At 61.1% G+C, this 19921-nt stretch carries 18 protein-coding genes and 1 tRNA gene; 10 read left to right on the forward strand and 9 right to left on the reverse strand.

The annotated features are described in order from the left end of the window. The first annotated feature begins 34 nt into the window (after positions 1-34). Positions 35-1069 carry a LysM peptidoglycan-binding domain-containing protein gene (locus AB5Y70_RS05540; RefSeq protein ID WP_223930489.1) on the forward strand — a complete coding sequence of 345 codons (1035 nt, stop codon included), beginning with the start codon at positions 35-37 and terminating at the stop codon, positions 1067-1069. Positions 1070-1115: 46 nt separating this feature from the next. Continuing rightward, positions 1116-2099: an RNA polymerase sigma factor RpoS gene (gene rpoS, locus AB5Y70_RS05545; protein ID WP_010675620.1), complete on the forward strand. Its 984-nt coding sequence runs from the start codon at positions 1116-1118 to the stop codon at positions 2097-2099. 73 nt (positions 2100-2172) lie between these two features. Here rpoS and tsaD read toward each other — a convergent pair whose 3' ends face one another. Then, positions 2173-3186: a tRNA (adenosine(37)-N6)-threonylcarbamoyltransferase complex transferase subunit TsaD gene (gene tsaD, locus AB5Y70_RS05550; protein ID WP_041213897.1), complete on the reverse strand. Its 1014-nt coding sequence runs from the start codon at positions 3184-3186 to the stop codon at positions 2173-2175. 179 nt (positions 3187-3365) lie between these two features. Between tsaD and rpsU the strand changes: the two genes are divergently transcribed. The 5 genes from rpsU to AB5Y70_RS05575 all read left to right on the forward strand — a co-directional run bounded on the left by rpsU (position 3366) and on the right by AB5Y70_RS05575 (position 8267). Further along, entirely contained in the window at positions 3366-3581 is a 216-nt protein-coding gene (gene rpsU / locus AB5Y70_RS05555) for a 30S ribosomal protein S21 (protein ID WP_005309452.1), read from the forward strand. Between the two features lie 15 nt (positions 3582-3596). Then, the gene (locus tag AB5Y70_RS05560) at positions 3597-4040 is read left to right on the forward strand and encodes a GatB/YqeY domain-containing protein (protein WP_010675618.1); all 444 of its coding nucleotides are present in this window, start codon (positions 3597-3599) and stop codon (positions 4038-4040) included. 89 nt (positions 4041-4129) lie between these two features. Beyond that, entirely contained in the window at positions 4130-5917 is a 1788-nt protein-coding gene (gene dnaG, locus AB5Y70_RS05565) for a DNA primase (protein WP_049636101.1), read from the forward strand. A gap of 183 nt (positions 5918-6100) precedes the next feature. Continuing rightward, positions 6101-7996 (forward strand): RNA polymerase sigma factor RpoD, encoded by a 1896-nt coding sequence (rpoD, locus tag AB5Y70_RS05570; protein WP_263639565.1) that lies wholly within the window; start codon positions 6101-6103, stop codon positions 7994-7996. 194 nt (positions 7997-8190) lie between these two features. Next, positions 8191-8267 (forward strand) — tRNA-Ile (locus AB5Y70_RS05575). A gap of 47 nt (positions 8268-8314) precedes the next feature. On the opposite strand, the gene AB5Y70_RS05580 is transcribed toward AB5Y70_RS05575, so the two are convergent. The 6 genes from AB5Y70_RS05580 to purH form a co-directional block, all read right to left on the reverse strand. After that, a complete protein-coding gene (locus AB5Y70_RS05580) occupies positions 8315-8785 on the reverse strand; it encodes a tetratricopeptide repeat protein (protein ID WP_049636100.1) in 471 nt (156 codons plus the stop codon). Between the two features lie 147 nt (positions 8786-8932). Beyond that, complete coding sequence (locus AB5Y70_RS05585; RefSeq protein ID WP_049636099.1) at positions 8933-11509, reverse strand: alpha amylase C-terminal domain-containing protein; 2577 nt, start codon at positions 11507-11509, stop codon at positions 8933-8935. A gap of 266 nt (positions 11510-11775) precedes the next feature. Beyond that, positions 11776-12330, reverse strand: a complete 555-nt coding sequence (locus AB5Y70_RS05590; RefSeq protein WP_010675613.1) for a cytochrome b/b6 domain-containing protein — start codon at positions 12328-12330, stop codon at positions 11776-11778. Then, positions 12311-12685 (reverse strand): cytochrome b562, encoded by a 375-nt coding sequence (locus tag AB5Y70_RS05595; protein ID WP_049636098.1) that lies wholly within the window; start codon positions 12683-12685, stop codon positions 12311-12313. Before AB5Y70_RS05595 ends, AB5Y70_RS05590 begins: the two co-directional genes overlap by 20 nt. Before the next feature lie 405 nt (positions 12686-13090). After that, positions 13091-14380, reverse strand: coding sequence for a phosphoribosylamine--glycine ligase (gene purD, locus AB5Y70_RS05600; protein ID WP_042864962.1), 1290 nt, complete (start codon positions 14378-14380; stop codon positions 13091-13093). A gap of 104 nt (positions 14381-14484) precedes the next feature. Beyond that, positions 14485-16077, reverse strand: a complete 1593-nt coding sequence (gene purH, locus AB5Y70_RS05605; RefSeq protein ID WP_010675610.1) for a bifunctional phosphoribosylaminoimidazolecarboxamide formyltransferase/IMP cyclohydrolase — start codon at positions 16075-16077, stop codon at positions 14485-14487. Positions 16078-16509: 432 nt separating this feature from the next. Here purH and zntR point away from each other — a divergent pair, with 432 nt between their 5' ends. From zntR to AB5Y70_RS05620, 3 genes are all read left to right on the forward strand, one after another. Then, entirely contained in the window at positions 16510-16947 is a 438-nt protein-coding gene (zntR, locus tag AB5Y70_RS05610) for a Zn(2+)-responsive transcriptional regulator (RefSeq protein ID WP_049636097.1), read from the forward strand. After that, positions 16937-17473, forward strand: a complete 537-nt coding sequence (locus tag AB5Y70_RS05615) for a dihydrofolate reductase family protein (protein WP_319872480.1) — start codon at positions 16937-16939, stop codon at positions 17471-17473. Before zntR ends, AB5Y70_RS05615 begins: the two co-directional genes overlap by 11 nt. Before the next feature lie 107 nt (positions 17474-17580). Beyond that, on the forward strand, positions 17581-17799 hold the full coding sequence (locus tag AB5Y70_RS05620; protein ID WP_201926482.1) for an alternative ribosome-rescue factor A: 219 nt from the start codon (positions 17581-17583) through the stop codon (positions 17797-17799). Between the two features lie 116 nt (positions 17800-17915). On the opposite strand, the gene hemW is transcribed toward AB5Y70_RS05620, so the two are convergent. Then, entirely contained in the window at positions 17916-19061 is a 1146-nt protein-coding gene (gene hemW / locus AB5Y70_RS05625) for a radical SAM family heme chaperone HemW (protein WP_279988759.1), read from the reverse strand. Positions 19062-19194: 133 nt separating this feature from the next. Beyond that, on the reverse strand, positions 19195-19791 hold the full coding sequence (gene rdgB, locus AB5Y70_RS05630; protein WP_042077165.1) for an RdgB/HAM1 family non-canonical purine NTP pyrophosphatase: 597 nt from the start codon (positions 19789-19791) through the stop codon (positions 19195-19197). Positions 19792-19921: the final 130 nt, after the last annotated feature.

A 19921-nucleotide genomic window follows, 5' to 3' on the forward strand; every position in this document is an offset into this window, starting at 1 on the left:
GTGTTCGCGTGTTTGGCAAGGTAGCGGTGTCGTCGTGTTGTCATGGCTGCTGCTTGCCTGTTCCTCCAGCAAGACTGCGGCTCCGGTGCACAGCCTGGGCAATGATCAGGTCGCTTCGACCATCCCCGTGCGTCAAGGTATGACCAAGCCCGGCATTGCAGGCAACGGGTACACCGTGGTCAAAGGAGACACTCTCTATTCCATTGCATTTCGTTCTGGCATGGATGTGGCTTCGCTTATCAGCATCAATGGCATCACTCCCCCCTATAACATTTATCCCGGCCAGCAGCTCAGGCTCGATGGCGCTTCCGCCCCTATGGCGGTGGCAACCGTCGGCAGCCCTGTCAGTCGTGGCAGCGTGACGGGGTCTGGCAGTTACGAGGTGCGCCGTGGCGATACATTGAGCAGCATCGGTCGCCAGTTCGGTCTTTCCAACCAGGCGTTGGCCCAGCGCAACAACCTCCAGGCTCCTTATGCATTGCACGTGGGCCAGGTGCTCAATGTGGGGGGAGCGGGTTCCTCGGGTGGTCAGATGGTGGCAGCAACCACACCGGTTGTGACCAGCACGGGGCCCAAACCCCTGGCCACGGCTCCGGCAGGTACGACCACACCATTTATTGCTCAGAAAACGATTGCTCCTGCCTCGTCAACAGCATACGCTCAGGCGAAAGAACAAAAAACCGTCAGTTCCTCGTCAACACTCTCCTGGCATTGGCCGACCAAAGGGCGGATCGTTGAAGGCTTCTCCGTTGCGGAACAAGGCAACAAGGGCATCGACATTTCCGGCCAGAAGGGCCAACCCATTTACGCTGCGAGCAGCGGCAAAGTGGTCTATGCGGGCAGTGCACTGCGAGGTTATGGCAAGCTGATAATTCTCAAGCACAACGATGACTACCTCTCCGCCTACGCTCACAACGATGAGTTGAGGGTCAAGGAGGGAGACACCGTGAAGGGCGGAGCGGTTATCGCCAATATGGGTAGCACGGATGCGCCGGATGTGCGCTTGCACTTTGAAATCCGGTACAAAGGCAAGTCGATCAACCCGATGGGCTATTTGCCAAAGCGTTAACTCAGAGAGCTGAGTCTTACTCTGGTGTAGGTCAGGGAGAGATATCATGAGCCAAGAACAACTGGTAATGCAGGATGCAGAGTTAGAGTTCGACGAGGAGCTGGAGGTTCAGGAGGAAGAAGAGGTTCAGGAAGTGGCGGCCGAAGCCGAAGAAACCATTTCCGATGAACTGATGGCGCCCGAGCTGAACAAGGTAATGGACGCCACCCAGCTCTATCTGGGGGAGATAGGTTTCTCCCCCTTGCTCACGGCCGAAGAGGAAGTCTACTACGCCCGCCGTGCTCTGCGTGGCGACAAAGCGGCGCGCAAGCGCATGATTGAATCCAACCTGCGCCTGGTGGTCAAGATTGCCCGGCGCTACAACAACCGCGGCCTGGTGCTGCTGGATCTCATCGAAGAGGGCAACCTCGGTCTTATTCGCGCGGTCGAGAAGTTTGACCCCGAGCGAGGCTTCCGTTTCTCTACCTATGCCACCTGGTGGATCCGCCAGACCATAGAGCGGGCCATCATGAACCAGACCCGGACCATTCGTCTGCCCATCCATGTGGTCAAGGAGCTGAACGTCTATCTGCGCACTGCGCGCGAGCTTTCCCATCGTCTCGACCATGAGCCGACCGCCGAGGATATCGCCTCTGCACTGGATCGCTCTGTGGACGATGTGAATCGCATGCTCAAGCTCAACGAGAAGATCACCTCGGTGGATACTCCCATTGGTGGCGATCGCGACAAGGCGCTGCTGGATGTACTTTCCGACGAGCGCGGCATGGGGCCCGAGCTGGAGTCCCAGGAAGATGACATGCGCAGCAGCATAGTGCATTGGCTGGAGGAGCTGAATCCCAAGCAGCGCGAAGTGCTGGCCCGCCGTTTCGGTCTGCTCGGCTATGAACCGGCCACCTTGGAAGACGTGGGCGCCGAGATTGGTCTGACCCGCGAGCGGGTGCGTCAGATCCAGGTAGAAGGGTTGCGCCGCTTGCGGGAGATCCTGCTGGGGCAGGGACTCTCCATCGAAGCGTTGTTCCGCACCAACTAAACGGGTATGAATACCGTCATCAAGATGAAAAAGGGGCCGCAGGCCCCTTTCTTTTTGTCGTGGATCGTCAGGATCACACCGGATCCAGGGTATCCAGCGGCCAGCGCGGCACGGCCTTGACGACCAGGGGTTCGAAGACTCCCGCCTTAAGGCGTTGCATGCCTGCATAGGCGATCATGGCGCCGTTGTCGGTGCAGTATTCGGTGCGCGGGTAGAAGACTTCACCTTTGAGGCTCTCCATCAGCTCGGCCAGCTGGGCGCGCAGATGACGGTTGGCGCTGACGCCGCCTGCCACGACCAGACGATTGAGACCGGTCTCTTTCAGGGCACGACGGCACTTGATGGCCAGGGTGTCGACCACTGCATCCTCAAACGCCCGGGCGATGTCGGCACGGGTCTGCTCGTCGTCGCCATTGGCTGCTATGGTATTGGCGGCAAAGGTCTTGAGGCCGGAGAAGCTCATGTCGAGCCCGGGACGGTCGGTCATGGGACGCGGGAAGGTAAAGCGTCCAGTGGTGCCCTTTTCTGCCAGCCGGGAGAGCAGCGGACCACCGGGGTAGTCCAGACCCATCAGCTTGGCGGTCTTGTCGAACGCCTCACCGGCGGCATCGTCGATCGATTCGCCCAGCAACTGGTAGCTGCCGATGCCATCGACCCGAACCAGCATGGAGTGCCCGCCGGAAACCAAGAGCGCCACGAAGGGGAACTCGGGGGCCTTCTCTTCCAGCATGGGGGCCAGCAGGTGACCTTCCATGTGGTGTACGGCGATGGCCGGCTTGTCCCAGGCCATGGCCAGCGAGCGGCCTATGGTCGCCCCGACCAGGATGGCGCCAACCAGACCTGGCCCCGCGGTATAGGCGATGCCATCGATGTCATCCTTGCCAAGTCCGGCCTCTTTCAAGGCGGCCTGGATCAAGGGGATCGTCTTGCGTACATGGTCCCGGCTGGCGAGCTCGGGAACGACGCCGCCGTAGTCCGCATGCAGCTTGACCTGGCTGTACAACTGGTGGGAAAGGATCCCTTTTTGATCATCGAAGATCGCGATCCCGGTTTCGTCACAGGATGTCTCTATGCCCAATACACGCATTGCTAAAAAATTTCACTGCTAAAATGAGACGGCTATGGTAACCTTCGCGGGTTTTTTAAACCAGAGCGATCTCTGCGGGTTTACTTTCATTCCCTGTCCAGAGTATAATTTCGCACCATTTTAAGACATGCTGATCGATTGAAGGTCAGCTAACAATTTATCACTGAGGTGAAAGGCACATGCCAGTAATCAAAGTCCGTGAAAATGAGCCGTTTGACGTTGCTCTGCGTCGCTTCAAGCGTTCTTGCGAAAAGGCCGGTATCCTGTCCGAAGTTCGTAGCCGTGAGTTCTACGAGAAGCCGACTACCATTCGCAAGCGCGCCAAAGCGTCCGCTGTCAAGCGTCACGCCAAGAAGCTGTCCCGCGAAAACGCACGTCGTATCCGCCTGTACTAATCAAGGGATCATGCCGTGTCTCTGAAGGATCAACTCAAGGATCAGCAAAAGCTCGCCATGCTTGCCAAAGACAAGCCTCGGTTGGGTGCTATCCGCTTGTTGATGGCAGAAATCAAGCAGCGTGAAGTCGATACCCGTGTCGAGCTCAATGATGAAGAGATCCTCGCTGTCGTGACCAAAATGGTCAAACAGCGTCGCGATTCCATCAGCCAGTTTGAAGCTGCCGGTCGCCAGGATCTCGCCGACAAAGAGTCCGCCGAGATCGTTGTGCTGCAGGAGTTCCTGCCACAACAGCTGACCGCAGACGAAATTGCCGCCCTGATCGAGCAAGCCATCACTGAAAGTGGTGCTGCCGTCATGGCTGACATGGGTAAAGTCATGGCTGTCTTGAAGCCAAAAATTCAGGGGCGTGCCGATGTCGGCGCCGTCAGTGCTCAGGTGAAAACCCGCTTGGCGTAACAGGCAACTCTCTTGTTTGGTCGAAGAAGCCGTGCTTCCCACTGGAATGCGCGGCTTTTTTATTTCCTATGCAATGAAACAGGACGGTTATGGCTGGCAGGATCCCGCAATCCTTTATCGATGATCTGCTCGTACGCACGGACATAGTCGAGTTGATCGACTCCCGTGTGCGGTTGAAGAAAGCCGGTAAGAACTACCAGGCTTGCTGCCCTTTTCATAACGAAAAAAGCCCCTCCTTTACCGTCAGCCAGGAGAAGCAGTTCTATCACTGTTTCGGTTGTGGTGCCCACGGCAATGCCATCGGCTTTGTCATGGAGTACGACGGCCTGGAATTCCCCGATGCCATCGAAGAGCTGGCAAGCCTGCACGGTATGCAGGTCCCCCGTGAGCAAACGGCGAGTGGATCAAGCCATAGCCAACCAGCCGTCAGCAAGGATCTGTTCGAGCTGATGAACCAGATTGCGCGCTTCTACGAGAGCAATCTCAAGAACGCGCCTCAGGCGGTGGAGTATCTGAAAGGCCGGGGCCTGACTGGCGAGGTGGTCAAGCGCTTCAACATCGGTTATGCCCCTGGGGACTGGGATCAGGTGCGTCGCCGCTTTGGCGCCAGTAGGGATCACGAACAACTGCTGATTTCGGGCGGTATGCTGATCCCCCGTGACAGCGGCCCGGGCAGCTACGATCGTTTCCGCGATCGCATCATGTTTCCGATCCGGGACAAACGCGGTCGGGTCATCGGCTTCGGTGGCCGAGTGCTGGGGGATGGCACGCCCAAGTACCTGAACTCCCCCGAAACCCCCATCTTCCACAAGGGGCGAGAGCTGTTCGGCCTTTATGAGGTCAAGCAGGCACACAAGGATCCGCGCCGGATCCTTGTGGTGGAAGGCTACATGGATGTGGTGGCGCTCGGCCAGTACGACATCGACTATGCGGTGGCGGCACTGGGGACTGCGACCACCAGCGATCACATCCACACCCTGTTCCGTACCACGGCAGAGGTGGTCTGTTGCTACGACGGCGACAACGCCGGTCGGGAAGCGGCCTGGCGGGCGCTCGATAACGCGCTCTCCCACCTGCAGGACGGCCGTGAACTCAAGTTCGTCTTTTTGCCGGATGGCGAGGATCCCGACTCGCTGGTACGCCAGATCGGCAAGGAGGGGTTCGAAGCGCTGCTCGACAAGGCCCAGTCGTTTGCGGATTTCATGTTCGAACGCCTCGGGCGCGATGCGGCTCTTTCCGGTGAGGCAGGCAAGTTTGAAGTGGCCAACAAGGCCGCCGAGCTGATTCGTCGGGTACCGGAAGGTTTCACTCGCGAGGGGTTGATTACCCGACTTTCCAGCATGATGCGCTGGGGAGAAAACAAGCAGCGGATTGCCGAGCTGTTTGCCCGCAACAGCCAGCCCAAGGCGGAAGTTAACAAACCCAAGGCGACCAAACTGACGCCGATCCGCAGGGCTCTGGCCCTGATGGTGCAGTATCCGGCGATCACCGCCGAGCTGCCGGCCATGCCCGAGTTGGCCGGGCTGCGCCTGCAGGGGATCCCTTTCCTGCTGCAACTGCACCAGCAGATCCTGATCCAGCCGGGAGTGACAACGGGTATCCTGCTGGAGCATTGGCGCGGCACAAAAGAGGGAGAAATACTTGCCCAGCTGGCGATGCATGACCTGTTTGAAGAGGTAAAGCTCGACCAGGAGCCCGATATTCTGGGAGAATTGCAGGATACCTTTGTCGGTTTCATCAACCTTTTCCTGAAGCAACGGATCGAAGAATTGCAGGCCAAGGTGGCGCAGGAAGGGCTAAGCTCTGAAGAAACTCAGGAGCTGATGATGCTGATCAGAGAGGTGCAGATTGAGAAAAGAAATGAGAGTGGGGCTTGATATTTGAGTGAGCAGTCCCAATATGAATAGCGTTGCCCGAATCGACGGGATTGAAAGCAAACACTTTATAACCACCTGGCCCCGACAACACTGCGGGCAGGGGTTTCTCATGACCGACGCCGCAACCAGACATAGCATGTCTGGCGGTTTTCTATTAGAATTGGCTATTTGCGCAGCAGCGCACTGTACGCGCAACCTAGCAACACCAACCGGATGAGTTCTATGGAGCAAACCCCGCAGTCTCAGCTTAAACTCCTCGTTGCCAAAGGTAAAGAACAGGGCTACCTGACCTATGCCGAGGTGAACGATCACCTCCCGCAAGACATTGTCGATTCAGACCAGATCGAAGACATCATCCAGATGATCAACGATATGGGCATTCAAGTGGTTGAAAACGCTCCGGATGCCGATGACCTTATAATGGCTGAAGGTGGTACCGCCGATGAGGACGCTGCCGAAGCAGCGGCCCAGGCTCTGGCATCTGTTGAATCTGAGATTGGTCGCACGACCGATCCCGTCCGCATGTACATGCGGGAAATGGGTACCGTCGAACTGCTGACCCGCGAAGGCGAGATCGACATCGCCAAGCGGATCGAAGACGGTATCAACCAGGTACAAAGCTCCGTCGCCGAGTACCCTGAAGCCATCACCTATCTGCTCGAACAGTACGACAAGTACGAAGCCGAGCAGCTTCGCCTGTCCGACATCATCTCCGGCTTCATCGATCCGAACGAAGTGGATGACGTGGCGCCGACCGCCACTCATATCGGCTCCGAGCTCAGCGAGGACGACCTCGCCGACGAAGACGAAGACGAAGATGAGGACGAAGACGAAGACGGTGACAACTCCGACGATGACGGCGACGGTGGCCCGGATCCGGAAGTCGCTCGCGAGAAATTCGGCGAACTGCGTGCCCAGTACGAGGTGACTCGTCTCTCCATTCAGCAGAATGGTCGTGCCCACGACGACACCCAGAATGCCATCGCCCAGCTGGCCGATGTCTTCCGTCAATTCCGCCTGATGCCCAAGCAGTTCGATCGCCTGGTCAACAATATGCGGGAGATGATGGAGCGTGTCCGCGTGCAGGAACGCATCATCATGAAGCTCTGCGTTGAGCAGGCCAAGATGCCGAAGAAGACCTTCGTCGCGGCCTTCACCAACAACGAGTGCGAAACTGCCTGGTTCGAATACCAGAAGCAGGCCGGCAAGGCGTGGTCTCCCCGTCTGCTCGAGATGGACGAAGAAGTACTGCGTTCCATCGGCAAGCTGCAGCAGATCGAAGAAGAGACCGGTCTGTCCATCGCCCAGATCAAGGATATCAACCGCCGCATGAGCATTGGTGAGGCCAAAGCCCGCCGTGCGAAGAAAGAGATGGTTGAGGCCAACCTGCGTCTGGTTATCTCCATCGCCAAGAAGTACACCAACCGCGGTCTGCAGTTCCTGGATCTGATCCAGGAGGGCAACATCGGTCTGATGAAGGCGGTCGACAAGTTCGAATATCGTCGCGGCTACAAGTTCTCGACCTATGCCACCTGGTGGATCCGTCAGGCCATTACCCGCTCCATCGCGGATCAGGCCCGTACTATCCGTATCCCGGTGCACATGATCGAGACCATCAACAAGCTCAACCGCATCTCCCGCCAGATGCTGCAGGAGATGGGTCGTGAACCGAACCCGGAAGAGCTGGCCATGCGCATGGGCATGCCGGAAGACAAGATCCGCAAGGTACTGAAAATCGCCAAGGAGCCCATCTCCATGGAGACGCCCATCGGTGATGACGAAGACTCCCACTTGGGCGACTTCATCGAAGATACCACCCTGGCTCTGCCAGCGGATGCGGCCACCAGCGAGAGCCTGCGCAACGCGACCCGCGAAGTGCTGGCCGGGCTGACCGCACGGGAAGCCAAGGTACTGCGCATGCGCTTCGGTATCGACATGAACACCGACCACACCCTCGAGGAAGTGGGCAAGCAGTTCGACGTCACCCGTGAGCGTATCCGTCAGATCGAAGCCAAGGCCCTGCGCAAACTGCGCCATCCGAGCCGCTCGGAAGTGCTGCGCAGCTTCCTGGACGAGTAGTCCCGGGTTCTGTCAGCCTGACATTGCAACAAAAAGCCCCGCCATGCGGGGCTTTGTTTTATCCGTGCTGGCATGGGCGTGAAGAGGGGTCATGGAACCGCTTGAATATGGATGAAATCTCGCCAAGTGGTTGATCTGACTATGGACGGGGTATCCGCCATCCCCTATAATCCACGCCGCTAACCAGCATCAATGGCCCCTTAGCTCAGTTGGTCAGAGCAGTCGACTCATAATCGATTGGTCGTGGGTTCAAGTCCCCCAGGGGCCACCATTTTCAGAAAAAGCCGCTCTTTTGAGCGGCTTTGTCGTTTCTGGCGTTCACCAGCGTCTGTCCAGATCCTCGGCATAGAGCGCCATGGCGCGCCGGTAGGGAAGCAGGGCGGGATCCGTGGTGGTGGTCGCGAGGATCCCCAGCAGCGTCTCCATCCCCTCCTTGCTGCGCCCTAGGTTGTAGCAGGTCATGGCGCGAAACACCTTGAACTCCACGGCATCGGGGAAGCGGGCCAGGGCCTCGTCAAAGGTGGCCAGCGCCTCGGCATGACGGCCCGTGGTGCGATAGGAGCTGCCAAGTCCAAGCAGGGCCCCGCGCAGCGACGCCTCGCCAAGCCCCAGCGACACGGCCTTCTGATAGAGCGGAATGGCCTCGGCCTCTCGCCCCAGCATGTCGTGCAGTCCGGCCACTTCGTAATGCAGCTCGGCGTGGGCCGGGTGCGCGATGAGTTGCAGCAGACCGTGCTGACGGGCTTCCTCGATCCGTCCCTCGGCCTTGAGGGTGTTCAACTGTTTCATATGTGCTCCTGCATGGGGATGAAGGATCAGTATGCCTGCCGACAGGCTGGCGGGGAACGGGTCATGGAGCCATGAAAAAGGCCTCCCGCCGATGGCGGGAGGCCTGGCTCGGCGCCGGGGCGCAATCGCCCTGGCGTGTGTCCAGCCTTACTGGGCGCTCAGGCTGTAGGCCAGGGTCTGGTCGTTGAAGCGCACCACATAGGCACCGACCACTGCCGTGGTGATGTCTGCCCCGGCCAGCTCGGCCACGCCATCCTTGTTGGTGTCGCCGTAGTTCTGGGTCCAGTCCCCCTTGACGTCGAACTTGAAGCGCTGGCCACCGTTCCCATCACCGCTGCCGGTGAAGGTGACGCTGGCCTGCCAGAGGTGATCCCCGACCAGGGACATGGGGGTGGTGCCCCAGTTGTTGGTGGTGCCGCGAATGTTGAGGCTGGCGACATTCTTGGCATAGGTGACGCTCACCGGAGTCAGGCTGTATTGCAGGGTCTGATCGTTGAAACGTACCCGGTACTGGCCGGTGACCGAGGTCAGGATGTCACTGCCGGTCAGTTCGGCCACGCCGTCCTTGTTGGTGTCGCCGTAGTTCTGGGTCCAGTCCCCCTTGACGTCGAACTTGAAGCGCTGGTTAGTCTGACCGTCGAAGGTGACAAGGGCTTCCCACTGATTGTCGGCGATCAGCGTCATGGCAAGGGATCCCCAGGCATTGGGGGTACCGCGGAAGTTCAGGGTGGGCAGTACGCTGGCGTAGGTGCCGTTGTCGTCGGTGACGGTCACGGTGGCGCTGGCACTGGCGGTCAACCCTTCCGCATCGGTCACGGTGACCGTCACGGTATGGGTACCCGGGGTATCGAACCGGACTGTCTCCGTGGTGGCGGTGCCCCCGCTGGACCAGCTGTAGCTCACCACGCCGCCATCATCGCTGGAAGCGGAGGCGTCGAACACCACGCTCTCCCCCGCCTTGACGCTTAGGGTTTTGGGAGAGAGGGCGGCGACCGGTGCCTGGTTGCTGGTGAGGGGGGTGACCGTGTAGCGCAGATCGCTCTCGCTCAGGGTGATGCGGTAGGTGCCCGCCCCGCTGACCAGGATATCCTTGCTGCTGCCCTTGTCGGCGATGCCATCCCCTTCGTTGTCGCCGTAGTTCTCGGCCCAGTTGCCGAAGACGTCGAACTTGAAGCGCTGGGCACCGGTGGCGTCACCGGTGCCGGTCAGGGTGAGGGTGGCGGACCAGACACGGTTGGCATCGACGGTCATGGGGGTGTTGCCCCAGGCGTTGTGGGTGCCGCGCAGGTTCATGCTGCTGAACTTGTTGCCCGGCAGGACGGAACCGCCGCAGGGGCTGGCCTTGGTGCAACCGGCGATGATGGCGGCCGCCTTCATGCCGGGGACGTTCAGGCTGGCCTTGCCGCTACCATCGACGGTGACATAACCGCCGCTGCAGTAGTCATTGCCCCCCAGGAGGTTGCAGTACTCGCCGGCCGGCAGGCCGGTCTGCACCGAGGCCACCAGGCTGCCGCTCTCGTTGTTGATGGCGACGAAGCCCTTGTCACCGCGGCTGAAGGCTATCTGGTTGTTGCCGTTGTCCCACCAGTTGCTGACGGGCTGGCCTTCGGTCCGGTTGTGGAACAGGGCCATGTTCATGATGGTCGGTCGGCGCTGTTCGCAGTTCCACTGGCTGTCCGTGCAGGGCGTGCTGCCCGGCGCCCCCTTGTCGGTTTCATAGGTGCCCATGTTTTCGAAGCGATAGCCCGACATTACCTGCTTCCAGCCATAGGGCCAGGCCATCATGAAGGTGTTGGCCAGATCGTAGCGGGCACCGCTCATGAAGGTGAGCATGCCGCCACCGCCGTGGCCGCGTTCGCGGTCGTGGTTGACCACGAAGACGAAGGCCTTGTTGGAGGGGAGCAGGCCCCAGCTCTCGCCCAGGGTTTTGAGGTTCTTGATCTGGCCGTTGAAGTTGGCGGCGAGATCGGTGCCATATTTGAAGTCGGTGACGGTGTCGATGTAGGTGTAGCGGCCCGGCTGAATGTCGGGGGACTCCCCGCCTGCGCCGATCACCTCCAGGTAGGCTCTGGGGCTGCCTGCCTTGTCGAGGATGGCCTTCACATCGGCCGGCGCCATGTGCTTGGCCGCATCGATGCGAAAGCCCGCCACGCCCCAGCCGAGCAGGGTCTTCATGTAGGTGGCGATCTGATCCTGGACGTAGGATGAGCCGGTATTGAGGTCCGGCATGCCGTAGAGGGCGCCGTTCCAGACGTTGTTGCTGTCGCCGTAGTTGGTGATGTCGCCGCTGTGATGGAAGTCGTTGTAGCCGAACTGGGGATATTGGTATTGCCCCGAGTTGTAGCTGCCGCCGCCGGTGGCGGTGCCCGAACCCGATGCCAGCTGGTTGAAGACGGCGTCGGCATAGACCTTGACCCCGGCCGCGTTGCAGCGGGCGATCATGCTTCTGAGCTCTGCCTCGCTACCACCGAAGCTGTTGAAATTCTTGAAGCTGACCGGTTGATAGACGGTCCACCAGACCTGGCTGCCCTGCTTGTGCTCGGCGGGCGGGGTGATCTGGACGCCACCGAACCCCTTGGGCCCGAGCACGGTCTCGCACTCGTTGGCGATGTCGTTGAACTTCCATTGGAACAGGTGAACCATGACTCCTTCGGCGCTGGCAGTGTGGCTGAAAGAGCCGAGTGCCGCCGCCAGCAGGGCGGTTCGAAACAGTGTGTTGTGCATGACGATTTTCCCTTCGATCTTGTTATTGACGTATCACTGTCGTGTAGTCGAACGGACAACAAACAACCTCGTTCAGCTCCGTAGCATTCATGAAATCGATGTGGTTGAAAATCGAACAAGCTGAATTAATTAAGAAATGTGAATGAAAATGCTTTCATGCCATTCGGTGGCAGCAGGAGGGGGCAGAGGGGGGCAGATCGGTGCGAGATCCAGTCAAGCAGGTAGCGAAGGGGATGAACAGGGGCCCCGCAGGGCCCCGTGAACGTTCAGACGTTGGGTTCCTGCTGCCCGGCACTGGCCCGGGCACGACGCCCTGGCAGCATGCGGGTGACCAGGTTGCTGCGCTGGCGCCAGGAGGTGTAGGCGATGGCGCACAGGTGCAGGGCGATCATGCCCTGGAGTGCCCAGGTGCACCACTCGTGCCAGTCGTCCGCCCCCAGATCGAAGCCGGTCTCGGTGTTCTGGAACCAGCCGGTCCCTGCGGTGGCGAGTACCAGCAGCCAGAGTGCCCAGACCGCCAGCTTGCCGCTGCCGTGATGGCCCGGGGTGGGCGGGGTCCGTTCGCGCAGGGCGTCGGCCTGATGGCGAAAATCCTCCCGGCTCGGGATGAGGGCGCGCAGGCGGGCGTGGCCGCGAGCGAAGGTGAGCCCCCACAGCAGGCGTATGCCGATGAGCACCATGACGGCGTATCCCATCCGCTCGTGCCACTCCTCGCCCGCCTCGTTGAGCCAGAGGTTGCCGATACAGATGGCCGCCACACCCCAGTGGGTGAGGCGCACCAGAGCATCCCAGTGGAAGGGATCAGCCTTTTTGCTTGGCATAGTTGTGGTACTCCTTCTTCAGGTCGTTGACCTTGGCCAGGTGCTCGCGCGCCTTGGCTTCGTCACCGGCCTGGAGGGCTGCCAGGCTGGCATCCAGCTCGCTCTGCACTTCGGTCATGCCTTCCAGGAACTTCTCCTTCTTGGCGGCGGGCATGTTCTTGCTCTTGGCGACGTCCAGCTGGGCCTTCATCTCCTTGATGTATTTCTCCATGGTGGCCGCGTCGTCGGCCTTGACGGCCTGCTTGTAGTTGAAGCCGATCTTCTTCATCGGCTGCTCCAGATCGCCGGCCATGGCAGGCAGGGCCATCAGGCCGAACATCAGGGGCAGCAGCAGGGGACGCACAGTTTTCAGCATGGGATTTCCTTATGAGACGACGAGATTGCAGGTTGTTATAGCACTCATTTGAGTGCGGTTTCACGCATCATGATGCCATGAAAGGGCGATCATTGTATGAAGAAAGTGCGACCAATTGTGACGAATTGTGCAGGGGATTGCTGTGGGAATGTAGCCGAAAGAGAACGGCCACCGGATCTCGCCTCCGGCAGGGATACAAGGGCGCGCATCTGGTCCGGGAAGGGGCTCGCAGGCAGTGAATCATGCTGCCATTATTTATCAAAAATAGATTTTTTAACGTCATGTGAGTTTTTCAGGTGTTTTTGTTTTTGAAAGCCACCATCCATGGATGATTCCACTGCCCGAACAGACGCCGTGCAACAAAAAAAGGGCCCGCAGGCCCTTTGAGTGATCGGGATCCGGCCCTTATTCGGCCTGCTCGCGCTCGATGGCACGCCAGCCGATGTCCTTGCGATAGAAGATGCCGTCCCACTGGATGCGACCAGCCAGGGCATAGGCCCGCTGCTGGGCTTCCTGCACCGTGTGGCCGAGGGCGGTGGCGCACAGCACGCGGCCACCCTGGGTCAGGCTGGTGTGTCCTTCCAGGCGGGTGCCTGCATGGAACACCTTCTCCCCTGCCACTTCGTCCACCGGCAGGCCGCTGATGGGGTGATTGCTGGCGTAGTCGCCGGGATAGCCACCCGCCGCCAGCACCACGCCGATGGCGGCACGGGGGTCATAGACGGCTTCCTTCTGATCCAGCTGGCCGGCACAGGCGGCGAGGCAGAGATCCACCAGATCGGACTGCATCCGCAGCATGATGGGCTGGGTTTCGGGGTCGCCGAAGCGGCAGTTGAACTCGATCACCTTGGGGTTGCCCTCGGCATCGATCATCAGGCCGGCGTAGAGGAAGCCGGTGTAGACGTTGCCCTCGGCAGCCATGCCGCGCACGGTCGGCATGATCACCCGTTCCATCACGCGCTGGTGCACTTCGTCGGTCACCACGGGCGCCGGGGAGTAAGCCCCCATGCCGCCGGTGTTGGGGCCGGTGTCACCGTCGAAGGCGCGCTTGTGATCCTGGCTGGTGGCCATGGGCAGCACGTGCTCGCCGTCCACCATGACGATGAAGCTCGCCTCTTCCCCGTCCAGGAACTCCTCGATCACCACCCGGGCGCCGGCATCGCCGAAGGCATTGCCGGAGAGCATGTCACGCACCGCCGCTTCCGCCTCGTCGAGGGTCATGGCGACGATCACCCCTTTGCCGGCGGCCAGACCGTCGGCCTTGATGACGATGGGAGCGCCCTTCTCGCGCAGATAGGCCAGCGCTGGCTCCACCTCGGTGAAGTTCTGGTAATCGGCGGTGGGGATGGCGTGGCGGGCCAGGAAGTCCTTGGTGAAGGCCTTGGAGCCTTCGAGCTGGGCGGCGGCGGCGGTCGGGCCGAAGATGGTCTGATCGGCGGCGCGGAAGGCATCGACCACCCCTTTCACCAGGGGGGCTTCCGGTCCGACGATGGTGAGGCCGATCTGGTTAGCCTTGGCGAAGGCCAGCAGGCCCTCGATGTCGGTGGCCTGGATGGCGACGTTCTCGATGCCCGGCTCAAGCTGGGTGCCCGCATTGCCCGGTGCCACGAAGACCTGGGTCACTAGGGGGGAGTGTTTGGCCTTCCAGGCCAGGGCGTGTTCACGGCCGCCGTTACCAATGATCAGTACTTTCATCGTCTCGCTCGCTTCTGTCTGAGTTCACTGGCGCTGCGGTGGCACTGCCAGTGGAAAGGATCCGGTGCTAAAGAGGCAGGGCCGCCATCGGCGGCCCTGGGCTGTCAGTGACGGAAATGACGCATGTTGGTGAACACCATGCACATGCCGTGTTCGTTGGCGGCGTCGATCACCTCCTGGTCGCGCATCGAGCCACCTGGCTGGATGACGCAGGAGATGCCCGCGGCAGCGGCGGCATCGATGCCGTCGCGGAACGGGAAGAAGGCGTCGGAGGCCATGACGGAGCCCGCCACGGTCAGCCCTTCATCCTCGGCCTTGATGCCGGCGATCTTGGCAGAGTAGACGCGGCTCATCTGGCCGGCGCCGACGCCGATGGTCTGGCCGTTCTTGGCGTAGACGATGGCGTTGGATTTGACGAACTTGGCGACCTTCCAGCAGAACAGCAGATCCTGCAGCTCGGCCTCGGTGGGCTGACGCTGGCTGACCACGGTCAGATCCCCGAGCGTCACCATGCCCAGATCGCGCTCCTGCACCAGCAGGCCGCCGTTGACGCGCTTGAAGTCAAAGCCTTGCGCCGGGGCAGTCCACTGGCCGCACTCCAGCAGGCGCACGTTCTGCTTGGCGGCGACCGCCTCGCGGGCTGCCTGGCTGATGCTGGGGGCGATGATCACTTCCACGAACTGGCGGGCGACGATGGCCGCGGCGGTCTCGCCGTCCAGTTCGCGGTTGAAGGCGATGATGCCGCCAAAGGCCGAGGTGGGGTCGGTCTGGTAGGCGCGATCGTAGGCTGCCAGCAGGTCGTCACCGATGGCGACGCCGCAGGGGTTGGCATGCTTGACGATGACGCAGGCCGGTTCGCTGAACTCCTTCACGCACTCCAGCGCCGCATCAGTGTCGGCAATGTTGTTGTAGGAGAGGGCCTTGCCCTGCAGCTGGATGGCGCTTGCCACCGAGCCCGGCGCAGCCTGCTCTTCGGCGTAGAAGGCGGCAGCCTGGTGGCTGTTCTCGCCGTAGCGCATGTCCTGCTTCTTGATGAACTGGCTGTTGAAGGTGCGGGGGAAGCGGGACTCTTCGTCGCCTTCCTTGTTTTCGCCGTAGGAGGGCACCAGGGTGCCGAAGTAGTTGGCGATCATGCCATCATAGGCGGCGGTGTGCTCGAAGGCGGCGATGGCCAGATCGAAGCGGGTGGAGAGGGTCAGGCTGTTGCCGTTGCCATCCATCTCGGCGATGACGCGGTCATAGTCGGAGGCCTTGACGACGATGGTGACGTCCTTGTGGTTCTTGGCAGCGGAGCGGACCATGGTCGGGCCGCCGATGTCGATGTTCTCGACGGCGTCTTCCAGGGTGCAACCGGCTTTGGCCACGGTGGCGGCGAAGGGATAGAGGTTGACGACGACCATGTCGATGGGGGAGATAGCGTGCTCGGCCATGATGGCGTCATCCCGGTCGCGACGGCCGAGAATGCCGCCGTGTACCTTGGGATGCAGGGTCTTGACCCGGCCGTCCATCATCTCGGGGAATCCGGTGTAGTCGGACACCTCGGTCACCGGCAGGCCCGCATCGGCCAGCAGCTTGGCGGTACCACCGGTGGAGAGCAGGGCCACACCGCGCGCGTCGAGTGCCTTGGCAAATTCCAGGATGCCAGTCTTGTCAGACACACTCAGCAGTGCACGGCGAATGGGTCGAGCTTGTTCCATCACACTATCGTCCTCAGCATAACGGGGACCGTTCCATGGGAGGCGAGGCTCAACACACAGAGAGTCCCCAAATAAATGGAAGTGGGGGATTTCGCAAACCACTCTCGCCCGGGGCGGCCGTTGGCAAAAGCGTTTTAGGAAATGCCCGCTTGACGCGACGCTCTCTTGTGGGCGCGTATTCTACACAAAAAATGTGACCTGTGGTGGATTTTTTAAAGAGACAAACCCTTGTGGGATGCGGCGTTAAACGTTTTCTGGTGAATTTTTGTGAAACGTTTGTCTTTTCAGTGTTTTGGGGATAAATGGCCGGCAAGTGAGGGGTTAGCTGCTGCTTTCCTGCCTTTGACTGGCAATCGCCGGGCAAAGAGGTGATAGTGGAGGCCGGTTTATATTGAGTACCATGTCGGGAATGTCATGCGGGGGGAGAGGACCATGTATCGGATCGGTGAACTGGCCAAGGCGTGCGGGGTGAAGGCCGACACCCTGCGCTTTTACGAGAAGAACGGCCTCATCTCGCCGGGCATTCGCAACGAATCCGGTTATCGCCTCTACGGGGAGCAGGACAAGCGGCGGCTGGAGTTCATCATCCGCGCCAAGTCGGTGGGCTTTTCCCTCGCGGATATCGGCGAGCTGCTCACCCTGGACACCAACAAGGCCAAGGTCACCTGCCAGGAGGTGAAGGCGGTGGCTGACACCAAGCTCGAACAGGTGGAGCAGAAGCTCCTGGAGCTGACCCGTTTTCGCGAGAACCTGAAGGCCCTCTCCGACATCTGCTGCGGCGGCCCGCGCTCGGCGGAGCACTGCGCCATCCTCGAGACCCTGGAGTCCGGCGCCCCTTCCCGCCACGAGCATCACGACCATGAGCACTGAGCTGCGCCGGCCCCGGGTCTCCGCCTTTCTCGCCCTCTCCCTCGACGGTTTCATCGCCGGGGAGGGGGGCGATCTGGCATGGCTGGCCCCCTATGGTGGCGACGGGCCGGAGGAGACCGGGTACAGCGCCCTGATGGCGAGCGCAGACACCCTGCTGATGGGGCGCAACACCTACGATATCGTAAGCGCCTTTCCCGAGTGGCCCTACGGGGACAAGCCGCTGGTGGTACTGACCCACAGGCCCGCCGACCCCCGTCCTCGGGTCGCGTTCAGGCAGGGGGCGCTGGCGCAGGTGCTGGACGAGTTGTGGCAGGGGGGAAGCCGTCACCTCTATCTGGATGGCGGGGAGCTGGTGAGGCAGGGTCTGCAGGGGGCCCTGGTGGACGAGCTGACCCTGTTCTGGGTGCCGGTCACCCTGGGGGGCGGGATCCCGCTCTTTACCGGGCCTCTCCCCGCAGGGCTGAGACCGGTGTCGAGCGCCGTGCTGCCAAGCGGCCTGGTGCGGGTCGTCTATCACCCCGCCTGACAGCTTGCACGGGGGAGGCAAGAGGTGCACAATCGGCGCGTTTTTCGCCACCTGCCCTTCCAGACAGGGACGACAGGCAAACACGACAACCCCATCAAGGAGCCCATATGGCCAAGAAGAAGGTGACCTGTGTCACCGCCGAACCCGCCTGCGAACATCAGCGCGGCATCATTCAGGACAACCACCTCAAGGCACTGGTGACCTCCCCCCTGTTCCAGGCCCGGGTCGAGCCGAGCAAGAAGGGCAAGGGCAGCTATCAGCGCAAGGCCAAGCACGGCAAGCGGTGGGAGCCCGGCCAACAGCGGATGCAATGCGTCTGCTGTTGAGCGGGTTTCTGCCGCAAGGCATCAGCTAACACAATCAGGGCGCCAATGGCGCCCTGATTGTTGTTCTATTCGCTGGTGCTGACTTGCGGTCTTGACGCAAGAGAGTGAACCCGTGCTCACTCGTCCATAAAGAGTTCGAGCAGCACGTTGAGGTAGCGATGCCCCAAAGGGGTGAGCTGCCAGCTGTCGCCGAGATCCTCGATAAGCTCCTTGGTCTGGGCTATGGTCAGCACAGCCTCCACCCGCTCCAGCGCCAGCCCGGTATAGGCCTCGAACTCCGCCTTGGGGGCGGGCTCGAACAGTCTGAACCGGTTCATGAAGTACTCCAGCGGCAGATCGTCCGCCGCTACCTGCCATTGGCTGTCCAGATAGGGGCGGCTGGCGTCCAGATAGCCCTTGGGGTGCTTCACCTTGGCGGTGCGCAGGATCTGCTGGTTCGCGAGATCCGTCACCTTGCCGTGGGCGCCGCAGCCGATCCCCAGATAGTCGCCGAAGCGCCAGTAGTTGAGGTTGTGGCGGCACTGATACCCCTCTTTGGCATAGGCCGAGATCTCGTACTGCTGATAGCCCCGGGCGGTGAGCATGGCGTGGCCCTGCTCGTAGATGTCCCACAGAGTGTCATCTTCCGGCAGTGTGGGCGGCTTGGAGGCGAACGCCGTGTTCGGCTCTATGGTGAGCTGATACCAGGAGAGGTGCGGCGGCGCGCAGTCGATGGCCTGCTGCAGGTCGTACAGCGCATCGTCCAGGCTCTGATCCGGCAGGCCGTGCATCAGATCCAGGTTGAAGGTGGGAAGCTTGATGGCATGGGCCAGGGCGGCGGCCTTGCGCGCCTCTTCCGGGCCGTGGATGCGCCCGAGCCGGGTCAATTTTTCCTGCTGGAAACTCTGTACCCCGATGGAGATGCGGTTGATGCCGGCCCGCTGGAAGCCGGCGAACTTGTCCGCCTCCACGGTGCCGGGGTTGGCCTCCATGGTGATCTCGCAGTCCGCAGTGAGTGCGATGCGTGCGCGCACCCCGTCCAGCAGCGCCTGCATGGCCTCCACGGAGAGCAGGCTCGGCGTGCCACCACCGATAAAGATGGAGGAGAGGGGACGCCCTTGGGCCCAGTGCAGATCCTGCTCAAGATCCTCCAGCAGGGCCGCCACGTACTCGAGGTGGGGCAGCTCCCCCTTCTGGGCGTGGGAGTTGAAGTCGCAATAGGGGCACTTCTGGACGCACCAGGGCACGTGGATATAGAGGGAGAGGGGCGGCAGTTGCAGCATGGGGTTTCCAGTATTCAAAAAATCAAAAGGGGTCGGGTGGCCCTGGTTGCCGGTGACAACGGACGGGGCGCCGCGAACGAAACGGGGGCCGACGGCCCCCATTGTAGATGACAACGCGGCGGGAGACAGCGCCTTAGTTGACCGCCGCCAGGGCCGCCTTCAGCTTGGCCAGGGCCTGGCCGCGGTGGCTGAGCTGGTTCTTGAGCTCCGCCGGCATCTGGGCCGAGGTGCAGTCGTGGTCGGGGACGAAGAACACGGGGTCGTAGCCGAAGCCGTGCTGGCCGCGGGGTTCGTCGATGATCATCCCCTCCCAGCTCGCCTGGCAGATGATGGGGGTGGGATCGTCGGCGTGGCGCATGTAGACCAGAACGCACCAGAAGCGGGCGCTTTTCAGGTAGTCGGGGGCCCCTTGCAGTTCGGCCAGCAGCTTGTCGATGTTCTCCTTGTCGCTGGCTCCGGCGCCGGCAAAGCGGGCGGAGTAGACGCCGGGACGGCCGTGCAGCAGATCCACTTCCAGGCCGGAGTCGTCGGCCACGGCGGGCAGACCTGTGACGCGGGCGGCATGGCGGGCCTTGATGATGGCATTCTCGACGAAGGTGGTGCCGGTCTCGTCGGCATCGGAGACTGCAAACTCGCTCTGCGGGATCACCTGGATCTTCATATCGGCCAGCATGGCGGCCAATTCTTTCACCTTTTTCTGGTTCCCTGTTGCCAGGACAAGCTTGTTCATCACGCACCTCCGCAAAAATAATCTGCGCATTCTATGCGGGGGAGGGGTTTAGTAAAAGCGCCAATTACCCGGGATCCGGTGCCAACGGGGGATCCGGGTTCCACCCCCTGAGAGGTAGAGGAGATACATG

The sequence above is a fragment of the Aeromonas sp. s1(2024) genome, from assembly GCF_040908005.1.
Classification (GTDB): Bacteria; Pseudomonadota; Gammaproteobacteria; order Enterobacterales; family Aeromonadaceae; genus Aeromonas; species Aeromonas caviae.